The organism is Streptomyces sp. ITFR-21, from assembly GCF_031844685.1.
Taxonomy (GTDB): Bacteria; Actinomycetota; Actinomycetes; order Streptomycetales; family Streptomycetaceae; genus Actinacidiphila.
On sequence record NZ_CP134605.1, the window covers coordinates 394267 to 409825 of the forward strand.

Below are 15559 nucleotides of genomic sequence, written 5' to 3' on the forward strand. Positions count from 1 at the left end.
GAACGGGAGCGGAGCCGGGGGTCAGAGGACCGCGGCCAGGAAAGCGCGGGCCCGTTCGTGCCGGGGGTTGTCCAGGACGGCGGCGGGTGTGCCGGACTCGACGATCCGGCCGCCGTCGAGGAAGACCACGGTGTCGGCGACCTCGCGGGCGAAGGCGATCTCATGGGTGACGACGATCATCGTCATGCCGCTGAGCGCGAGGTCCCGCATCACCGCGAGCACGTCGCCGACGAGTTCGGGGTCCAGGGCGCTGGTGGGCTCGTCGAAGAGCAGCAGCCGGGGCTCCATCGCGAGCGCGCGGGCGATGGCGACGCGCTGCTGCTGGCCGCCGGACAGCTGCCGGGGGTAGGAGTCCTGCCGGCCGTCGAGCCCGACCCGGGCGAGCAGTTCGCGGGCCCTGGCCGCGGCCTGCTTGCGGGTGACGCCGCGTACCGCGACCGGCGCCTCGGTGAGGTTCTCCAGCACCGTCAGGTGCGGGAAGAGGTTGAACTGCTGGAAGACCATGCCGATCCGGGCCCGCTGCCGGGTGATGGCCCGGGGCCGCAGCTCGTGCAGTCTGCCGCCGTCGTGGCGGTAGCCGACGATCTCGCCGCCGATCTCCACGAAGCCGGCGTCGGGCTTCTCCAGGTGGTTGACGCAGCGCAGCAGGGTGGACTTGCCGGAGCCGGAGGGGCCGAGCAGGACCGTCACCTCGCTCTCGCGCACGTCCAAATCCACGCCGTCCAGGACGAGGTGGGTGCCGAAGCTCTTGCGCAGGCCGCGCACCCGCACCAGCGGGCGTCCGTCGTCGGTCATGACAGTCCCGCCAGGTGCTTGGTGTCCGCGGTGCCGAACAGCGGGAGGTTGGCCCGAGCCACCTGCCACAGGCCGCGGCCGGTGCGGTCGCCGCCGCGGCCGTAGTACCGCTCGACGTAATACTGTCCGACCGACAGCAGGGTGGTGAGGATGACGTACCAGAGCGTGGCGACCATCAGCAGCGGCATGATCAGGAAGTTCTCGTTGTAGATCAGCTGGGTCGAGTACAGCAGGTCCTGGACGGCGATGACGCTGACGATCGAGGTCGCCTTGAGCATGCCGATCAGCAGGTTGCCGGAGGCCGGGATGACGGCGGGCATCGCCTGCGGCAGCACGATCCGGCGGAAGATACGGCCGCCGCCGAGGCCGAGTGCCTGGGCGGCCTCGGTCTGGCCGCGGTCGACGGACAGCAGTCCGCCGCGCACGATCTCGGCGGAGAAGGCGGCCACGTCCAGGCTGAGCCCGACGTAGGCGGCGAGGATGCCGCTGAAGAGGTGCGCGGTCTTGACGGTCACGAACTCGTGGCCGAACGGGATGCCGAGCGACACCTGCGGGTAGAGGGACGCCAGTTCGTACCAGAAGAGCAGTTGGACCAGCGGCGGGACCGAGCGCACCAGCCAGACGTAGCCGAAGCTCAGGCCGCGCAGGATGTGGTTGCCGGACAGGCGCATCGCGGCGATGCCGATGCCCAGCAGGTAGCCGGTGGCCATGACCGCGCCGGTGAGCCAGAGGGTGAGCTCCAGGCCGTGGATGATCGAGCCGCGCAGGAAGTAGTCCCCGACCGTGCCCCACTGGAAGCGGGGGTTGGTGACCAGGGTGTTGACGAACATCGCGAACAGCACCAGCAGGACCGCCGCGGACGCCCAGCGGCCGGGGCGGCGCAGCGGCACCAGCCGGGCGGCCAGCAGCGCCTCGTCGGTCGCCTGGTGGTCGAGCGGCGGCGGCGCGCCCTCCGGCGGCGGCTGCCCCTGGGGGGCGGCCGGTACCGGGCTCGTCTCCTGCTGCTTCATCGGTGCTTCCCGTCTCATCGGGTGGGTGCGCGGCGGTACGCGGCGGGTGTGGGCAAGGAGGGCACCGCGCCGCGGCCTTGGAGAGGCGGGCGGGCGGTGCGCGTCGGGACCGCCGCCGCACGGGGTGCGGAAGGACGGGGGGGGGGGGTACGAGGAGGCAGGCGCGCCCGTGAGGGGCTCAGCCGGTCAGCGGACCGGTGCGGCTATGCCGGGACACAGCGCGCTGTTCACGCGCAGCAGGTCGACATGGCGCCGGGTCACCCGGGACTGGAAGGTGCCGGCGGGGTGCCGGAGGCAGCGCTGGCGCACCGCGCGCATGTCCTCACCCTCCCCTTCGACAACCGCGTCCGGGGCCCGCCCCGGGCCCATCGCGTGCCGGAAGCCGCCGCTCAGGGGCTTGCCACCGGCACTCACAACCTGCTCTACGCTATCGGCCGGACGGGTCACGCACAATCCCCGGCCGCCCGGTTAGCGCCCGGCGTACGCCCCGCCGTCCCGGGACGCCGCCCCGCGACGGCCGGTGCCCGGCCCGCCGGCCTGCCCGGTGTCCGAGGGGGCGACGCGAGGGGACGTACGCCACCGGGCGGCCGACCGAAGTCGACCGCCCGGTGGTGTACGTCCCCGTACGCCGTGCCCGTTCCGCCGCCGGGCTGCTCCCGCCGCCCGGCGTGCCGGGCCTACTCGACGTCGACCCAGTCCAGGGTCCGGTCGACCGCCTTCTTCCAGCCGGTGTAGCCGGCCGCCCGCTGCTCCTCGGACCAGCCCGGCTCCCAGCGGCGCGACTCGTGCCAGTGCTCGCGCAGCTCGTCGGTGTCCCGCCAGAAGCCGACCGCGAGGCCGGCCGCGTACGCGGCGCCCAGCGCGGTGGTCTCGGCGACGACCGGCCGGCTGACCGGGACGCCGAGGATGTCCGCCTGCGTCTGCATGCACAGCTCGTTGGCGGTGACGCCGCCGTCCACCTTGAGGACGTCCAGGTGCACGCCGGAGTCCTGCTCCATCGCCTCGACCACGTCGCGGCTCTGGTAGCACATGGACTCCAGGGTGGCTCTGGCCAGGTGGCCGTTGGTGTGGAAGCGGGCCAGGCCGACGATCGCGCCGCGGGCGTCGGAGCGCCAGTACGGGGCGAACAGGCCGGAGAAGGCCGGCACGAAGTAGATGCCGTCGCTGCCCTCGACCGTACCGGCCAGCCGCTCGCTCTCCGCCGCGTCGCTGATGATGTGCAGCTGGTCGCGCAGCCACTGCACCGCGGAGCCGGTGACGGCGATCGAGCCCTCCAGCGCGTAGACGGCCGGCGCGTCGCCGAACTTGTAGGCCACGGTGGTGATCAGCCCGTGCTCGGAGCGCACCGCCTCGGTACCGGTGTTGAGCAGCAGGAAGTTGCCGGTGCCGTAGGTGTTCTTGGCCTCGCCGGGTGCGAAGCAGACCTGCCCGACGGTCGCCGCCTGCTGGTCGCCGAGCACGCCGGTGATGGGCACCGGGGCGTTCAGCGGCCGGGAGGTGCGGGTGGCGCCGAACGCCTCGGCGTGCGAGGAGGGGTTGATCTTCGGCAGCATCGAGCGCGGGATGCCGAAGATCCCGAGCAGTTCGTCGTCCCAGTCCAGCGTCTCCAGGTCCATCAGCATGGTGCGGCTGGCGTTGGTGACGTCGGTGGCGTGGATGCCGCCGTTGGGGCCGCCGGTGAGGTTCCACAGCACCCAGGAGTCGGTGGTGCCGAAGATGGCGTGCCCCTTGTCCGCCGCCTCGCGGACCCCGTCGACGTTCTCCAAAATCCACTTGATCTTGCCGCCGGAGAAGTAGGTGGCCGGCGGCAGGCCCGCCCGGCGGCGGATCAGGTCGCCGTGGCCGTCCCGCTCCAGCGCCTTGGCGATGGAGTCGGTACGGGTGTCCTGCCAGACGATCGCGTTGCCGTACGGGCGGCCGGTGCGCGGGTCCCAGACGACGGTGGTCTCGCGCTGGTTGGTGATGCCGATCGCCGCCAGGTCCGTGGCCGTGATGCCGGCCGTGCGCACCGCGTTCTGGATCGCGACGTTGGTGCGCTCCCAGATCTCCACCGGGTCGTGCTCGACCCAGCCGGGGCGCGGCAGGTACTGGGTGTGTTCGAGCTGGTGCTTCGCCACCTCGTTGCCGTCGTGGTCGAAGATCATGAAACGGCTGCTGGTGGTCCCCTGGTCCACCGCGCCGACGAAGTCCGCCATCAGGTGCCGCCTCTCGTGGGTGTGGGGTCGCGGTCAGGCCGTGGGCTCGGAGGCGGGCGCCCGCCCGGCAGGCTCCGGCGGCGCCTCGGGCAGGAAGCGTCCGATGAAGACCTTGTAGAACACGCCGCCGAGCAGTCCGCCCACCAGCGGGCCGACGATCGGCACCCAGAAGTAGATGTTGCCCCACTGGTCCCGCCAGGCCGACCGGTAGCCGGTGATGTAGCTCGCCAGCCGGGGGCCGAAGTCACGGGCCGGGTTGATCGCGTAGCCGGCGTCGGTGCCCCAGGCCATACCGATGGCGACGACGACCAGGCCGATGATGAGCGGGCCGAGGTTGGCGCCCGGCGGGGTGCTCAGTACGTCGGTGATGGCCAGGATCAGGATCAGCAGGATCGCGGTGCCGATCACCTGGTCGCGGAACGCGCCCCATTCGTGGACGCCCGCGGTGGTCGAGCCGTTGCCGGGGAGCGTGGAAAACACGGTCTGCGTCTTGACGGTGTGGCCTGGGTCGAACTTCGCCAGCACCTCGGTGTAGTTCCACCGCACCAGCAGGGCCGCCACGAAGGCGCCGACGGTCTGGGCCAGCGCGTAGGGCGCGACCTTCCACCACGGGAAGCCCCTGAAGGCCGCCAGCGTGACGGTCACCGCCGGGTTGAGGTGCGCGCCGCTCAGCCGCGCCGCGAGATAGACGCCGAGCGTGACGCCGAGACCCCATGCCCAGGCGATGCTGTCGTGGTTGCCCAGCCCTCCCGGGGGAACGGTCAGACCACCGCCGGCGGCCACCTGGGCCACCACGCCGGTACCGAAGAGGATCAGGATCATCGTGCCGGCGAACTCCGCCGACAGCTCGCCGATCAGTCCTGAACCGCGTGCACGTGCCATCATCGATGCCTGCTTCCCGCCGGTCGTACGGAGCCGGCTGTGGCTCGTATGTCCCCCGGATTTCCCTTCACACTGGAGCACGCGCCGACGGAACCGGCACCCGCTGCTGGGCCGGGCGGGGGTGGTGGCGGGAGTGCCGCGGGCGGTGAGGGCGTCCGAGGGGGGCGGGTCGCGGTGGGCACCGGCCCGGCCGCGACGGGGTCGGCGTGGCCGAAAACCGGAATACCGGGGTGCCGGATCCTGTTGCCGCTGATACAGACTGGGAACGACGAGGACTGGGAGGAACGAGATGGTCGCGCAGACGCAGAAGGCCGTGCTCGCGGGCGGATGCTTCTGGGGGATGCAGGACCTGATCCGCCGGCAGCCGGGAGTCGTGGCCACCCGGGTCGGCTACACCGGGGGTGACGTGCCCAACGCCACCTACCAGCGCCACGGCACGCACGCCGAGGCCGTCGAGATCGTCTTCGACCCGGAGCAGACCGACTACCGGTCGCTGCTGGAGTACTTCTTCCAGATCCACGACCCGAGCACGAAGAACCGCCAGGGCAACGACATCGGCCTCAGCTACCGCTCGGCGATCTACTATCTGGACGACGAGCAGAAGCAGGTCGCCGAGGACACCATCGCCGACGTTGACGCCTCCGGCCTGTGGCCGGGCAAGGTCGTCACCGAGGTCGAGCCGGCCGGCCCCTTCTGGGAGGCCGAGCCGGAGCACCAGGACTACCTGGAGCGCTACCCGTCCGGGTACACGTGCCACTTCCCCCGCGCGGGGTGGCGGCTTCCGGTCCGCCAGCGCGGCTGACCGCGCGGGCCGGTGCTGAGCGGTACCGGCCGGTTCCGGCCGGTGTGCCGGGTCCGAGCGGTACGGTCAGGAGGCCAGCAGGGTGGCGAGGTGTTCGACGGCCACCGGGGACGAGCGGTACAGGCCGGCGAGGTCGAGTCCCTCGTCGGCCAGGATGACCAGCAGCGCGTTGTCGCCGACGGCGAGGACGACGACGTAGCCGCCGGCGCAGCGGGTGACCACGTCGCGGAGCCCGCCGAGGCCCACCTCCGCGGCTGTCCGCCGGCCGATGCCCAGGCCGGCCGCGGCCAGCGCGGACACCGACTCCGGCTGGGCGGTGGCGGTGTCGGCCGCCACCAGCAGCCCGTCCGCGGTGGCGATCACGGTCTCGTTGATGCCCATGACCCGTTCGCGCAGCGACTTCAATACCGAAACCAATGCCTCGTACGACGCCGGGACGGTCATGGTGCGTTCTCCTCGGGATTGCCGGTGATGACGTTCAGTCGTTCTGTGGCCGGGACCGGTCGGCGGGCCCGCTGTGCCGCGGTGGCCGGCGGCGGGGCAGCGGCCCCACCGTGGCCTGATCGGTTGCAGCGGGCCGCGGCCTGGCCCGCACCGAGACCGGGGGCGCCGTCCGTTCGGGCGGCGCCCCGCTCTCGGTCAGCCGGACCGTGTGCAGCCGGACCAGGTCGAGCAGCACCGGGAAGACGCCCCGGCCGAGCGCGAAGGCCAGATCGCGCGGGGTGCGCCGGCCGTCGACGCCGAGCAGCAGGGCGTGCCGCCGGGCGTCCAGGATCTGCGGGCGCGCCCCGACGACGAGCCTGACCGGCGCCCCGACGACGTCGCCCGCCCGCATCCCGCGGTCGCGCAGCGCCGCCAGCCGGCGCGCGGTCTCCTCGGTGAGGCGGGCCGGCTCCACGCCGGGGGCCGCGGTGAGCTCGGGCGCCGGATGCCCGGCCAGCACCTCGAAGCCGTCCACGGGGTTGAGCGCCATGGCGAACGCCCCGTCGAAGACCGCCGCCGTGCAGACCAGCTCCAGTTCAGCGGCGCCGATGAACCCGCCGGCGACCAGTGTGTCAGCCAGCGGGCCGGCGTCGGGCCGCGCGGCGCGTGCGGTGGTCCAGTCGCCCTCGGCGATCCGGCCGGACCTGAGCAGTACGGACTCGGCGGTCGGCGCCGCCGGCGTCTGGACCGCGCCGACCAGCCCGTCCCGCAGATGGAGGGTGCCGCCGGGGCCGCCGGAGACCGCGACGGCGCCGGTGAACCGTTCCGGCCGCAGTCTGGCCAGCAGCGCGGGGACGTTGCGCGGTTCGCGCCGCGCGGGGGCGGAGGTCATACCACCAGGCCCCTCGCGTGCTCCGACAGCTGCCGAGAGGCCAGCGCGAGGTTGGTGTCCGCGCGGTCGAGTACGGCGGACAGCAGCACCGCGTCGCCCCGGCGCGGCAGCACCTGGACGATGTGCTGGATCCGGCGGCCGGTGACCACCACGTTCTCCAACTCCCCCCAGGCTCCCGCTTCGTGCAGCCGGTCGCTGACCAGTTCCGCCAGGTCGCGGACTTCCGTACCGGAACCTGCGGGACCGCAGTCCCCCGCCTCGGCGTAGGTCAGACCGGTCACCGCGTCCACCACGGCCGCGCCCAGGACGCCCGGGGTGGAGAGGACTTGGGCCAGGACCGACTCCAGCGCGTGCACAGGCACCCCTTCACTTTCCGACATCAGGCAGAGTACGTTAATTCGCAACTCGCACAACAGTGAACGAAGATGATGTTCTCTGTATCCGTCAGACAGTCCAGAGCCAGCCGGGGAAGCACCATGAACATTGAAACCGCGCTCAAAGAAGCGATGACCGTCGAGGGCGCGATCGGGGTGGCGCTCGCGGACTACGAGAGCGGCATGGCCCTCGGCACACTCGGCGGCGGGAGGGAACTGGACCTGGAGATCGCCGCGGCCGGCAACACCGAGGTGGTGCGCGCCAAGATGCGGGCGCTGTCGCTGCTGGGGATCAACGACACGATCGAGGACATCCTGATCACCCTGGGCACCCAGTACCACCTGATCCGCCCGGTGACCAGCGGCCGGAGCTCGCTCTTCCTGTATCTGGCACTGGACCGCAGCCGCGCGAACCTCGCGCTGGCCCGGCATGTCCTCAAGCGCGTCGAGAGCGGCCTGGACGTCTGAGGGGCGGCGTCCGGTGAATGTCCGCGGAATATGACGGAAACCCCTGAGAACAGCGGGGACGCCGGTCCCGCACCAGTGGAATCAGTTACACCGCCCGTCACATCCTGCGCCTGGATCGCCGCCACCTCATGGGCCGCGCGGTATTCACTATTCACCGGACCCCGCCCTCGTACGAATTCACCGTCACGGGCAGCAACGAATTCGTCACCGCACCACCGCCGGAGTGGCCGGGAATGACGGTACGCGGAATTCAGATGTCACGGGTGAGCAGCAGGATCGCCACGTCGTCCAGGTGCCGGCCGGCGTCGAGTTCCCGGGTGACGGTCGTCAGGTGGTCGATGAGGGCCTGGCCGGCCGGGTCGGGGGCGGCGGCGATGACCGAGATCAGGCCCTCGGTGCCCAGCCGCTCCCGGCCCGGTCCGACATGGCCCTCGGTCAGGCCGTCGGTGTAGAGCAGCAGCGTCGCGGCGGGCGGCAGTTCCAGGTGGGCGGTGTGCCACGCCGAGCCGCCGGGGATCAGGCCGAGCGCGACACCGGCGGGGGCCGGCAGCGGCCGGGCCGTGCGGCCCTCGACGATCAGGGGCGTGTCGTGGCCGGCCCGGGTGATGTCCAGCCGGCCGGCCGGGGCGAGCGAGAGCGTCGCCACGGTGGCGAACATCGCCGAGTACGTCCGCTCGGCGACGAGGATCTGCTCCATCAGGGCGAGCAGCCCGCTGCCGCGATGGCCGCCGAGGATCAGGGTCCGCCAGGCGATACGCAGGCACACCCCGATGCCCGCCTCGTCCGGTCCGTGCCCGCTGACGTCGCCGATGACCGCGTGCACGGTGCCGTCCGCGGTCTCCACCACGTCGAGGAAGTCGCCGGCCAGCAGCGCGCCCTCACGGCCGGGCAGGTAGCAGGAGGTCGGGGTCACCCCGGCGGTGGCGCTGAGCATGGGGACCGGCAGCAGGCTGCGTTCCAGCCGGCTGTTCTCCTGCGCCCGGTGCTGGTTGGCGCGCAGTTCGGCGGCCGTGCGCTCGGCGTGCTTGCGGTGGACCGCGTACCGCACCGCCCGGTCCAGCAGTTCGCCGGTGACCGTGCCCTTGACCAGGTAGTCCTGGGCGCCGGCGGCGACCGCCTCGACCCCGGCGCCGGCGTCGGCCAGGCCGGTGAGGACGATGACCGCCGCCGCCGGGCAGGCGCTCTGGATCCGGGCGACGGCGCCGGTGCCGGAGGCGTCGGGCAGGTGCAGGTCCAGCAGCACGCAGTCGGGGGCGCGGCGGCCGACGCCGGCCATGCCGTCGGCCAGCGTCTGGGCCCACTGCAGGTCGACGTTGAGCGAGCTGTCGGCCAGGTACTCCTCGACGAGCAGCGCGTCGCCGGGGTCGTCCTCGATCAGCAGGATCCGGTAGCTGACCGCGGTGAGCGCCGGGGTCTCGGCGGTGTCGCTGTCGCTCACCGGGACACCGCCCGCGGCTCGTCGGCGACCTGCTCGGCGACGGGTCCGGCGAGGGTGAAGACGAAGCGGGTGCCGGGGCGGTGGTCGAGGTCGATGGCGATGCTGCCGCCGTGGAACTCGACGATCTTCTTGCACAGCGCCAGACCGATGCCGTTGCCGGGGTAGGCGTCGCGGGTGTGCAGCCGCTGGAAGATCACGAACACCTTCTCGGCGAACTCCGGGGCGATGCCGATGCCGTTGTCGGCGACGGCGAACGACCACAGCCCGTCCTGCCGCTCGACGGACAGGTGCACGCGGGCGGAGCGGTCCGGCGAGCGGAACTTGACAGCGTTGGAGACGAGGTTCTGCAGCAGCATGCCCAGCTGGGTGGCGTCGCCGGTGACGACCGGCAGCGGGTCGTGGGTGACCTCGGCGCCGGCCTCCTCCACGGTCAGGCTCAGCGCGTCCAGGGTCCGGGTGAACAGCTGCTCGAGATCGACCGTCGCGGTGTCGGAGTGCAGCCGGCCGACCCGGGAGAAGGCCAGCAGGTCGTTGATCAGGGTCTGCATCCGGTTGGCGCCGTCGACGGCGTAGTCGATGTACTGCGTGGCCCGGTCGTCGAGCTGGTCGCCGTAGCGGCGCTGGAGCAGCTGGCAGAAGCTGGCCACCTTGCGCAGCGGCTCCTGGAGGTCGTGCGAGGCCACGTAGGCGAACTGCTCCAGCTCGGCGTTGGAGCGGCGCAGCTCGGCGGCCTGCTCGTCGAGCCGGGCGCGGGCGGCGTCGCTGAAGGTGAGTTCGGCGACCAGGCGTTCGCGCATGGACTCCACGTCCAGCGCCAGGCTGCGCAGGTCCGCCGGGCCGACCGCGGCGACCCGGTGGCCGAAGTGGCCCTCGGCCACCCGTCGGACGTCGCCGGAGAGCCGGCCGAGCGGCAGCGTCACGCCCCGGCGCAGGCCCGCGAAGACCAGGCCGGTCATGGCGACGATCAGCAGGGCGATCATGGAGAAGATCCAGTTGCGCAGGTCCCTGGCGCCCTGAAGGTTGGCTCTGGCCTGGTCCCTGCCGTTCTGCAGGGTCTGCTGGAGGTGGGTGGAGGCGGCGCGGACGGCGTCGAACCGCCGCTTGCCCTCGTCCGCGCGCTCGGTGGCCAGCGCGATCGGCCCGCCGGGGGGCGCCGCCGCCACCGGCCGGGCGAACCACTCCTGCCAGGTCCGCGCGCGGTCCAGCAGGCTCTGGAGGTCCGCCAGGCTCCGGTCGTCGTGGGCCAGCAGGGTCCGCAGCCGCGCGGTGCTGGTCCGCTGGAGGACCAGGCCGGAGGTGTACGGTTCCAGGAACGCCCGCTGCCCGGTCAGTCCGTAGCCGCGGACGCCGGTCTCCTGGTCGGTCAGCGACTTCTCCAGCTGTACCGAGGCCACCAGGGCGGGGGTGCTCCCGTCGACCAGCCGGTTGGAGATCTCGGTGGAGCGGGCGAACACCCAGGCGCCGGTGACCGTGAGCGCGGCCAGCACCGCCAGGGCCGCGCACGAGCCCACCGTGAGCCACCGGCGGGTCGTCCAGCCGACGGGGCGGGCGCCCGGTTCGGCCGGGGTGGGGCGGGCACGGGAGTACCCCGCCTCGTCGGTCGGTATCACACCCGTCACTGCGACTCCTCGATGTCCCACCCGCTGCACGGCAGCGGAACCACGGTGCCGCGCGACTGACCGCGGTCGCGCAATGCTACCCAGTGGGACAACATTGGTTGTCACCTCTGTCGGCCGACTCGTATGGTGAGGGCGTGCCAGCTGAGCAGTCCACCCCGCAGCTCGACCACGGCGTACTGACCGCGCTGGCCGAGCGGGCCGTCGAGGACCTCGCCCGCCGGCTCGCCGCGGAGGCTTTCCCCGCCCGGTACGCCGGAAGCACCGGCCCCGACGGAATGGACGGCCCGCTGGTACGGCTGCGGGTGCTGTCGTACATCCTCAAGGCAGTGGACAGCCGTGCCGCGCAGGAGGCCAGGGCCGCCGCCCGGCAGGGCGCCACCTATCCCGACCTCGGCCGCGCCTGGGGGATCACCCGCCAGGGCGCCCGCCGGCGCTGGCCGGGGCTGGTCTTCACCGCGCGGCCGCCGTCCCGTCCCGTTCCCGCCCGGATACGCAGGAGTGCCTCAGTGAACGCTCTTCTCCCCGCCCGCACATACCGTGTCCTGCTGGTCGAGGACGACCCGGCCGACGCCCTGCTGATCGAGGAGGCGCTCAGCGACCGCGGGGTGGCCACCCGCTCGATCGAGCGGGCCAACGACGGGGTGGCCGCCCTGGAGCACCTCCGGTCGCCGGACACCGCGCGGCCCGACCTGATCGTGCTGGATCTGAACATGCCCCGGATGAACGGCCGCGAGCTGCTGGCCGTGCTCAAGGACGACCCCGGGCTGAGCACGATCCCGGTGGTGGTGCTCACCACCTCCTCCACTCCCGACGACATCTCGGCCGCGTACAACCAGCACGCCAACGCGTACGTCACCAAGCCGGTGAATCTGGACGACTTCCTGGAGGCCGTCCGCGGTATCGACGACTTCTTCTTCGAGACCGCGACCGTCCCGGTCCAGGACTGAGCGGGGCCCGTCAGCGGGCCCAGCGGGTGAGCCAGTCGCCGGCCGCGGCGTAGAACCGCTCTCGGTTGGCCCGCCGGGCCAGTTCGTGGCCCTCGTCGGGGAAGAGCAGCAGTTCGGCGGGCACCCCGCGCCGGCGGGCGGCCCGGACGAACTGCTCGGACTCGCCGGGCGGCACGTTGGTGTCCAGGGCGCCGTGCACGGCCAGCACCGGGGTGCGCAGCGCGTCGACGTACGTCATCGGCGACAGCAGCGCGAGCAGGTCGTGGTCGTGCACGGGGTGTCCGTACTTGACGGCAGCCGACTCCGCGATCCACGGTTCGGTGCCCGCGAAGAAGGTGGCGAAGTCGGACATGCCGCTGACCGCCACCCCGGCGCGGAACAGGTCCGGGTGCCGGACCAGGGCCGCCATCACCAGGTAGCCGCCGTAGGAGCGGCCCATCACGCTCAGCCGGCCGGGGTCGGCCAGCCCCGTGTCGACCAGGTGGGCGGCGCAGTCGGCGACGTCGTCGACGGCGGAGATCCGGCCGGCGCCGCGGTCGGCCGCCGTGAACGCCCGGCCGTGGCCGGACGAGCCGCGTACGTCGGGGGCGAAGACGCTGATCCCACGGGCGAGCAGTGCCTGGTAGAGGGGTTCGAGGACGGGCCGTTCCTGGCTCTCGGGGCCGCCGTGCAGGTGCACCACGCACGGACCCGCGCCGTGCCGCTCGGGGGCCGGGTGGAACCAGCCGCTCAGCGGGATGCCGTCGCGTGCCCGGAGCTCCAGCAGTACGGGGGTCGCGGAGCGGTGGGCGGCGGGGGCCGGCGCGGTCCACGCGGTACGGGCGGTCTCGCCCGCGGCGGAGGCGGTCCACACCCCGGGCCGGCGCACCGAGCCCGACAGCGACAGCAGCCAGCCGCCCCGCGCGTCGGCGTCGGCCCGGGTGACGACCTCGTGCGGCAGCGGCAGGTCGCGCACCGCGGACAGGGTGCCGTCGGCGCCGAGGACGGCGGTCTGCAGCACGCTGCGGCCCCGGTGGTTCCAGGCGAGCGCGGCCCGCTCCCCCGGGCCGTCGGCGGCGAAGAGCTCCAGGTCGGCGTCCTTTCGGGCGGTGACCGAACGGATCTCCCCCTGGCCGCCGTCCGGCAGCAGCTCCACCGCGAGCAGCGCCGCGTACTCGCGGTCCTCGTCACTGCGCAGCCACAGGATCCGGCCGTCGGGTGAGAAGCGGCCGATCCACGGGTCGCCGTCGGCGACGGGCAGCAGACAGGTCTCCCGGCCGTCGGCGGCGTCCAGTACGACGGCCTCCCGGTGGCCCCGCGGCCCGCGCCGCAGCAGGATCCGCCGCCCGTCGGCGCTGATGTCGCAGACCCGCAGGGTGGCCGACCCCGACTCGACCGCGACCCGCCGGGGCGGGCGCCGCCCGTCGGGGTCGACCAGGGACGCCACCAGGACCCCCTGGCGTACGACCGGGGCCTGCTGCCCGGCGCCGGCCGGCGGTGCCCCGGCCGGCAGGTCCGCCGGGCCCGGCGGTGTCGGCAGGGTGTCGGCGGCGACGGCCTCGGTGACGGCGAGGGCGGCGCCGTCGCGGGTCCAGCAGCCGAAGTGGGCGGCGGCGAGGCTGCCGGCGCCGGCCACGTCGTGGCGGCCGGTTCCGTCGGGGCGCACGCAGCGGACCACGGTGTGCTCGCCGCCGCCGGGGGCCGCGGTGTAGGCGATCCAGCGCCCGTCGGGCGACCAGCTGACCGCGGCCACCGGGTCGGGGCCGGGGTCGAGCAGCCTCGGCCGGGGCTCGTCCGGGGCGGCGACCCACAGGCGCGGGGTGCCGTCGCGGTCGCAGACGAAGGCGGCCGAGCGGCCGGTGGGGTCGGCGGCCGCCTGGCGGCAGTCGTGCTCCACGGGGTCGGTGACGCCGTGCGGCAGCGCCGCCGCACGGCGGGAGGCGGTACTCATTCCACTCCGTGGGTCTGCAGCCAGATCTCCAGCAGGGCCGCCTGCCACAGGGCGTTGGCGCCCAGTGTCGTGCGGTGTTTCTCGGGCGCGGCCAGCAGCTCGCGCAGGTAGTCGTCGCGGAAGATGCCGCGGGCCCGGGCGGCGGGGGCCGCGAGCGCCTCCTGGACGCGTTCGAGTACGGGGCCGGCCATGTGCCGGATGGCCGGCACCGGGAAGTAGCCCTTGGCGCGGTCGGTGATCTCCACCGGAAGAAGGGTACGGCCTGCGGCCTTGAGCACGCCCTTGCCGCCGCCGGCAAGCTTCAGCTCCGGCGGACAGGCGGCGGCCAGTTCGACCAGTTCGTGGTCGAGGAACGGCACCCGCGCCTCCAGTCCCCAGGCCATGGTCATGTTGTCGACCCGTTTGACGGGGTCGTCGACGAGCATGATCTCGCTGTCCAGTCTGAGCACCGCGTCGAGGGCGGTGTCGGCGCCGGGGCGGGCCAGGTGCGCGCGGACGAAGTCGCCGGAGACGTCGTCGCCGGTCAGCAGGCCGGGGGTGATCATCCGGCCGAGTTCGCCGTGCGGGCGGTCGGTGAAGACCTTGCCGTAGGTGGCCGCCGCGTCCTGCCGCGGGATGCCGGCCATCGGCGGGTACCAGTCGTATCCGGCGAAGACCTCGTCGGCCCCCTGGCCGCTCTGCACCACCTTCACATGGCGGGCGACCTCCCGGCTCAGCAGGTGGAAGGCGACCGCGTCGTGGCTGACCATGGGTTCGCTCATCGCCGCCACGGCGGAGTCCAGCGCGTCGGGCAGTTCCGCGGAGGGCACCACGATGCGGTGGTGGTCGGTGCCGTAGCGGCGGGCCACCAGGTCGGACCAGGTGAACTCGTCGCCCGCCTCGCCGCCCTCGCTGTCGAAGCCGATGCTGAAGGTGGCCAGTCCGCGGGCGCCGGTCTCGGCGAGCAGCGCCACGATGAGGCTGGAGTCGAGCCCGCCGGACAGCAGTACGCCCACGGGGACGTCGGCGACGGTGCGGCGGCGTACGGCGGTGCGCAGCGCGTCGAGCACCGCGTCCCGCCAGTCGCCGGCGTCCATGCCCGCGTAGGCGTCCTGCCGGGCGTAGGCGGGGTTCCAGTAGCGGTGGTCGTGCTCGGTGCCGTCGGGCTCGACGACGCGGACGGTGGCGGGCGGCAGTTTCCGTACCCCCGCCAGGATGGTCCGGGGGGCCGGGACGACGGAGTGGAAGCTGAGGTAGTGGTGCAGCGCCACCGGGTCCAGGCCGGTGTCCACGTCGCCGCCGGCCAGCAGCGCGGGCAGGGTGGAGGCGAACCGCAGCCGGCCGGGGCGCCGCGCGGTGTAGAGGGGCTTGATGCCGAGCCGGTCCCGGCCGAGCACCACCCGGCCGGAGTCGTGTTCCACGATCACGAAGGCGAACATGCCGGCGAAGTGGGTCACGCAGTCCGGGCCCCAGTGCCGGTAGGCGCGCAGCAGCACCTCGGTGTCGGAGGCGGAGCGGAAGCGCTGCCCGGCCTTCTCCAGTTCGGCGCGCAGCTCGCGGTGGTTGTACAGGCAGCCGTTGAAGACGACGGTGAGGCCGCCTTCCGCGTCGGTCATCGGCTGCGCGCCGCGTTCGGACAGGTCGATGATCTTCAGCCGCCGGTGGCCGAGGGCGACCGGGCCCCGTGACCACAGGCCGCGGCCGTCGGGGCCGCGGGCCGCCATCCGGTCGGTCATCCGCTCGACGGCGGCCAGGTCCGGTGGTGTGCCGTCGAATCTGATCTCGCCGGCCAGGCCGCACATGTG

Annotated in this window: 15 protein-coding genes; 3 read left to right on the plus strand and 12 right to left on the minus strand. The window is 73.2% G+C overall.

Going from position 1 to position 15559, the window contains the following annotated elements; translation table 11 throughout:
- Positions 1 to 21: 21 nt before the first annotated feature.
- The 5 genes from RLT57_RS01720 to RLT57_RS01740 form a co-directional block, all read right to left on the minus strand.
- Complete coding sequence (locus tag RLT57_RS01720) at positions 22 to 795, minus strand: amino acid ABC transporter ATP-binding protein (RefSeq protein ID WP_399127841.1); 774 nt, start codon at positions 793 to 795, stop codon at positions 22 to 24.
- Positions 792 to 1805: an amino acid ABC transporter permease gene (locus tag RLT57_RS01725; protein ID WP_311295575.1), complete on the minus strand. Its 1014-nt coding sequence runs from the start codon at positions 1803 to 1805 to the stop codon at positions 792 to 794. The genes RLT57_RS01720 and RLT57_RS01725 overlap by 4 nt, the downstream gene beginning before the upstream one ends.
- A 186-nt stretch (positions 1806 to 1991) precedes the next feature.
- A complete protein-coding gene (locus tag RLT57_RS01730; protein WP_311295576.1) occupies positions 1992 to 2123 on the minus strand; it encodes a putative leader peptide in 132 nt (43 codons plus the stop codon).
- A 359-nt stretch (positions 2124 to 2482) separates the two neighbouring features.
- On the minus strand, positions 2483 to 4000 hold the full coding sequence (gene glpK / locus RLT57_RS01735; RefSeq protein WP_311295577.1) for a glycerol kinase GlpK: 1518 nt from the start codon (positions 3998 to 4000) through the stop codon (positions 2483 to 2485).
- Positions 4001 to 4033: 33 nt separating this feature from the next.
- The gene (locus RLT57_RS01740; protein ID WP_311295578.1) at positions 4034 to 4885 is read right to left on the minus strand and encodes an MIP/aquaporin family protein; all 852 of its coding nucleotides are present in this window, start codon (positions 4883 to 4885) and stop codon (positions 4034 to 4036) included.
- Positions 4886 to 5171: 286 nt separating this feature from the next.
- Between RLT57_RS01740 and msrA the strand changes: the two genes are divergently transcribed.
- A complete protein-coding gene (gene msrA / locus RLT57_RS01745; RefSeq protein ID WP_311295579.1) occupies positions 5172 to 5684 on the plus strand; it encodes a peptide-methionine (S)-S-oxide reductase MsrA in 513 nt (170 codons plus the stop codon).
- 66 nt (positions 5685 to 5750) lie between these two features.
- Here the strand turns inward: msrA and RLT57_RS01750 are convergent, their stop codons facing one another.
- From RLT57_RS01750 to RLT57_RS01760, 3 genes are read right to left on the minus strand one after another with little or no spacing between them, the layout of a single operon-like run.
- Entirely contained in the window at positions 5751 to 6128 is a 378-nt protein-coding gene (locus tag RLT57_RS01750; protein ID WP_311295580.1) for a roadblock/LC7 domain-containing protein, read from the minus strand.
- 34 nt (positions 6129 to 6162) lie between these two features.
- Complete coding sequence (locus RLT57_RS01755) at positions 6163 to 6999, minus strand: hypothetical protein (protein WP_311295581.1); 837 nt, start codon at positions 6997 to 6999, stop codon at positions 6163 to 6165.
- Positions 6996 to 7361 carry a hypothetical protein gene (locus RLT57_RS01760; protein ID WP_311295582.1) on the minus strand — a complete coding sequence of 122 codons (366 nt, stop codon included), beginning with the start codon at positions 7359 to 7361 and terminating at the stop codon, positions 6996 to 6998. Before RLT57_RS01760 ends, RLT57_RS01755 begins: the two co-directional genes overlap by 4 nt.
- A gap of 114 nt (positions 7362 to 7475) precedes the next feature.
- Here RLT57_RS01760 and RLT57_RS01765 point away from each other — a divergent pair, with 114 nt between their 5' ends.
- Positions 7476 to 7841: a hypothetical protein gene (locus tag RLT57_RS01765; RefSeq protein WP_311295583.1), complete on the plus strand. Its 366-nt coding sequence runs from the start codon at positions 7476 to 7478 to the stop codon at positions 7839 to 7841.
- A 250-nt stretch (positions 7842 to 8091) separates the two neighbouring features.
- On the opposite strand, the gene RLT57_RS01770 is transcribed toward RLT57_RS01765, so the two are convergent.
- Both RLT57_RS01770 and RLT57_RS01775 read right to left on the minus strand, forming a co-directional pair.
- A complete protein-coding gene (locus tag RLT57_RS01770; protein WP_311295584.1) occupies positions 8092 to 9279 on the minus strand; it encodes a PP2C family protein-serine/threonine phosphatase in 1188 nt (395 codons plus the stop codon).
- Positions 9276 to 10898 (minus strand): sensor histidine kinase, encoded by a 1623-nt coding sequence (locus tag RLT57_RS01775; protein ID WP_399127846.1) that lies wholly within the window; start codon positions 10896 to 10898, stop codon positions 9276 to 9278. The genes RLT57_RS01770 and RLT57_RS01775 overlap by 4 nt, the downstream gene beginning before the upstream one ends.
- 134 nt (positions 10899 to 11032) lie before the next feature.
- On the opposite strand from RLT57_RS01775, the gene RLT57_RS01780 reads away from it, so the two are divergent.
- On the plus strand, positions 11033 to 11845 hold the full coding sequence (locus RLT57_RS01780; RefSeq protein WP_311295585.1) for a response regulator: 813 nt from the start codon (positions 11033 to 11035) through the stop codon (positions 11843 to 11845).
- A 10-nt stretch (positions 11846 to 11855) separates the two neighbouring features.
- Here RLT57_RS01780 and RLT57_RS01785 read toward each other — a convergent pair whose 3' ends face one another.
- Positions 11856 to 13775: a S9 family peptidase gene (locus RLT57_RS01785; protein ID WP_311295586.1), complete on the minus strand. Its 1920-nt coding sequence runs from the start codon at positions 13773 to 13775 to the stop codon at positions 11856 to 11858.
- On the minus strand, positions 13772 to 15556 hold the full coding sequence (locus RLT57_RS01790) for an N-acetylglutaminylglutamine amidotransferase (protein ID WP_311295587.1): 1785 nt from the start codon (positions 15554 to 15556) through the stop codon (positions 13772 to 13774). The genes RLT57_RS01785 and RLT57_RS01790 overlap by 4 nt, the downstream gene beginning before the upstream one ends.
- Between the last annotated feature and the right edge of the window lie 3 nt (positions 15557 to 15559).

Coding starts and splice junctions, on each gene's coding strand:
- RLT57_RS01720 (WP_399127841.1), bottom strand. CDS start 795: ATGACCGACGACGGACGCCCGCTGGTGCGGGTGCGCGGCCTGCGCAAG.
- RLT57_RS01725 (WP_311295575.1), bottom strand. CDS start 1,805: ATGAAGCAGCAGGAGACGAGCCCGGTACCGGCCGCCCCCCAGGGGCAG.
- RLT57_RS01730 (WP_311295576.1), bottom strand. CDS start 2,123: ATGCGCGCGGTGCGCCAGCGCTGCCTCCGGCACCCCGCCGGCACCTTC.
- glpK (WP_311295577.1), bottom strand. CDS start 4,000: ATGGCGGACTTCGTCGGCGCGGTGGACCAGGGGACCACCAGCAGCCGT.
- RLT57_RS01740 (WP_311295578.1), bottom strand. CDS start 4,885: ATGATGGCACGTGCACGCGGTTCAGGACTGATCGGCGAGCTGTCGGCG.
- msrA (WP_311295579.1), top strand. CDS start 5,172: ATGGTCGCGCAGACGCAGAAGGCCGTGCTCGCGGGCGGATGCTTCTGG.
- RLT57_RS01750 (WP_311295580.1), bottom strand. CDS start 6,128: ATGACCGTCCCGGCGTCGTACGAGGCATTGGTTTCGGTATTGAAGTCG.
- RLT57_RS01755 (WP_311295581.1), bottom strand. CDS start 6,999: ATGACCTCCGCCCCCGCGCGGCGCGAACCGCGCAACGTCCCCGCGCTG.
- RLT57_RS01765 (WP_311295583.1), top strand. CDS start 7,476: ATGAACATTGAAACCGCGCTCAAAGAAGCGATGACCGTCGAGGGCGCG.
- RLT57_RS01785 (WP_311295586.1), bottom strand. CDS start 13,775: ATGAGTACCGCCTCCCGCCGTGCGGCGGCGCTGCCGCACGGCGTCACC.
- RLT57_RS01790 (WP_311295587.1), bottom strand. CDS start 15,556: ATGTGCGGCCTGGCCGGCGAGATCAGATTCGACGGCACACCACCGGAC.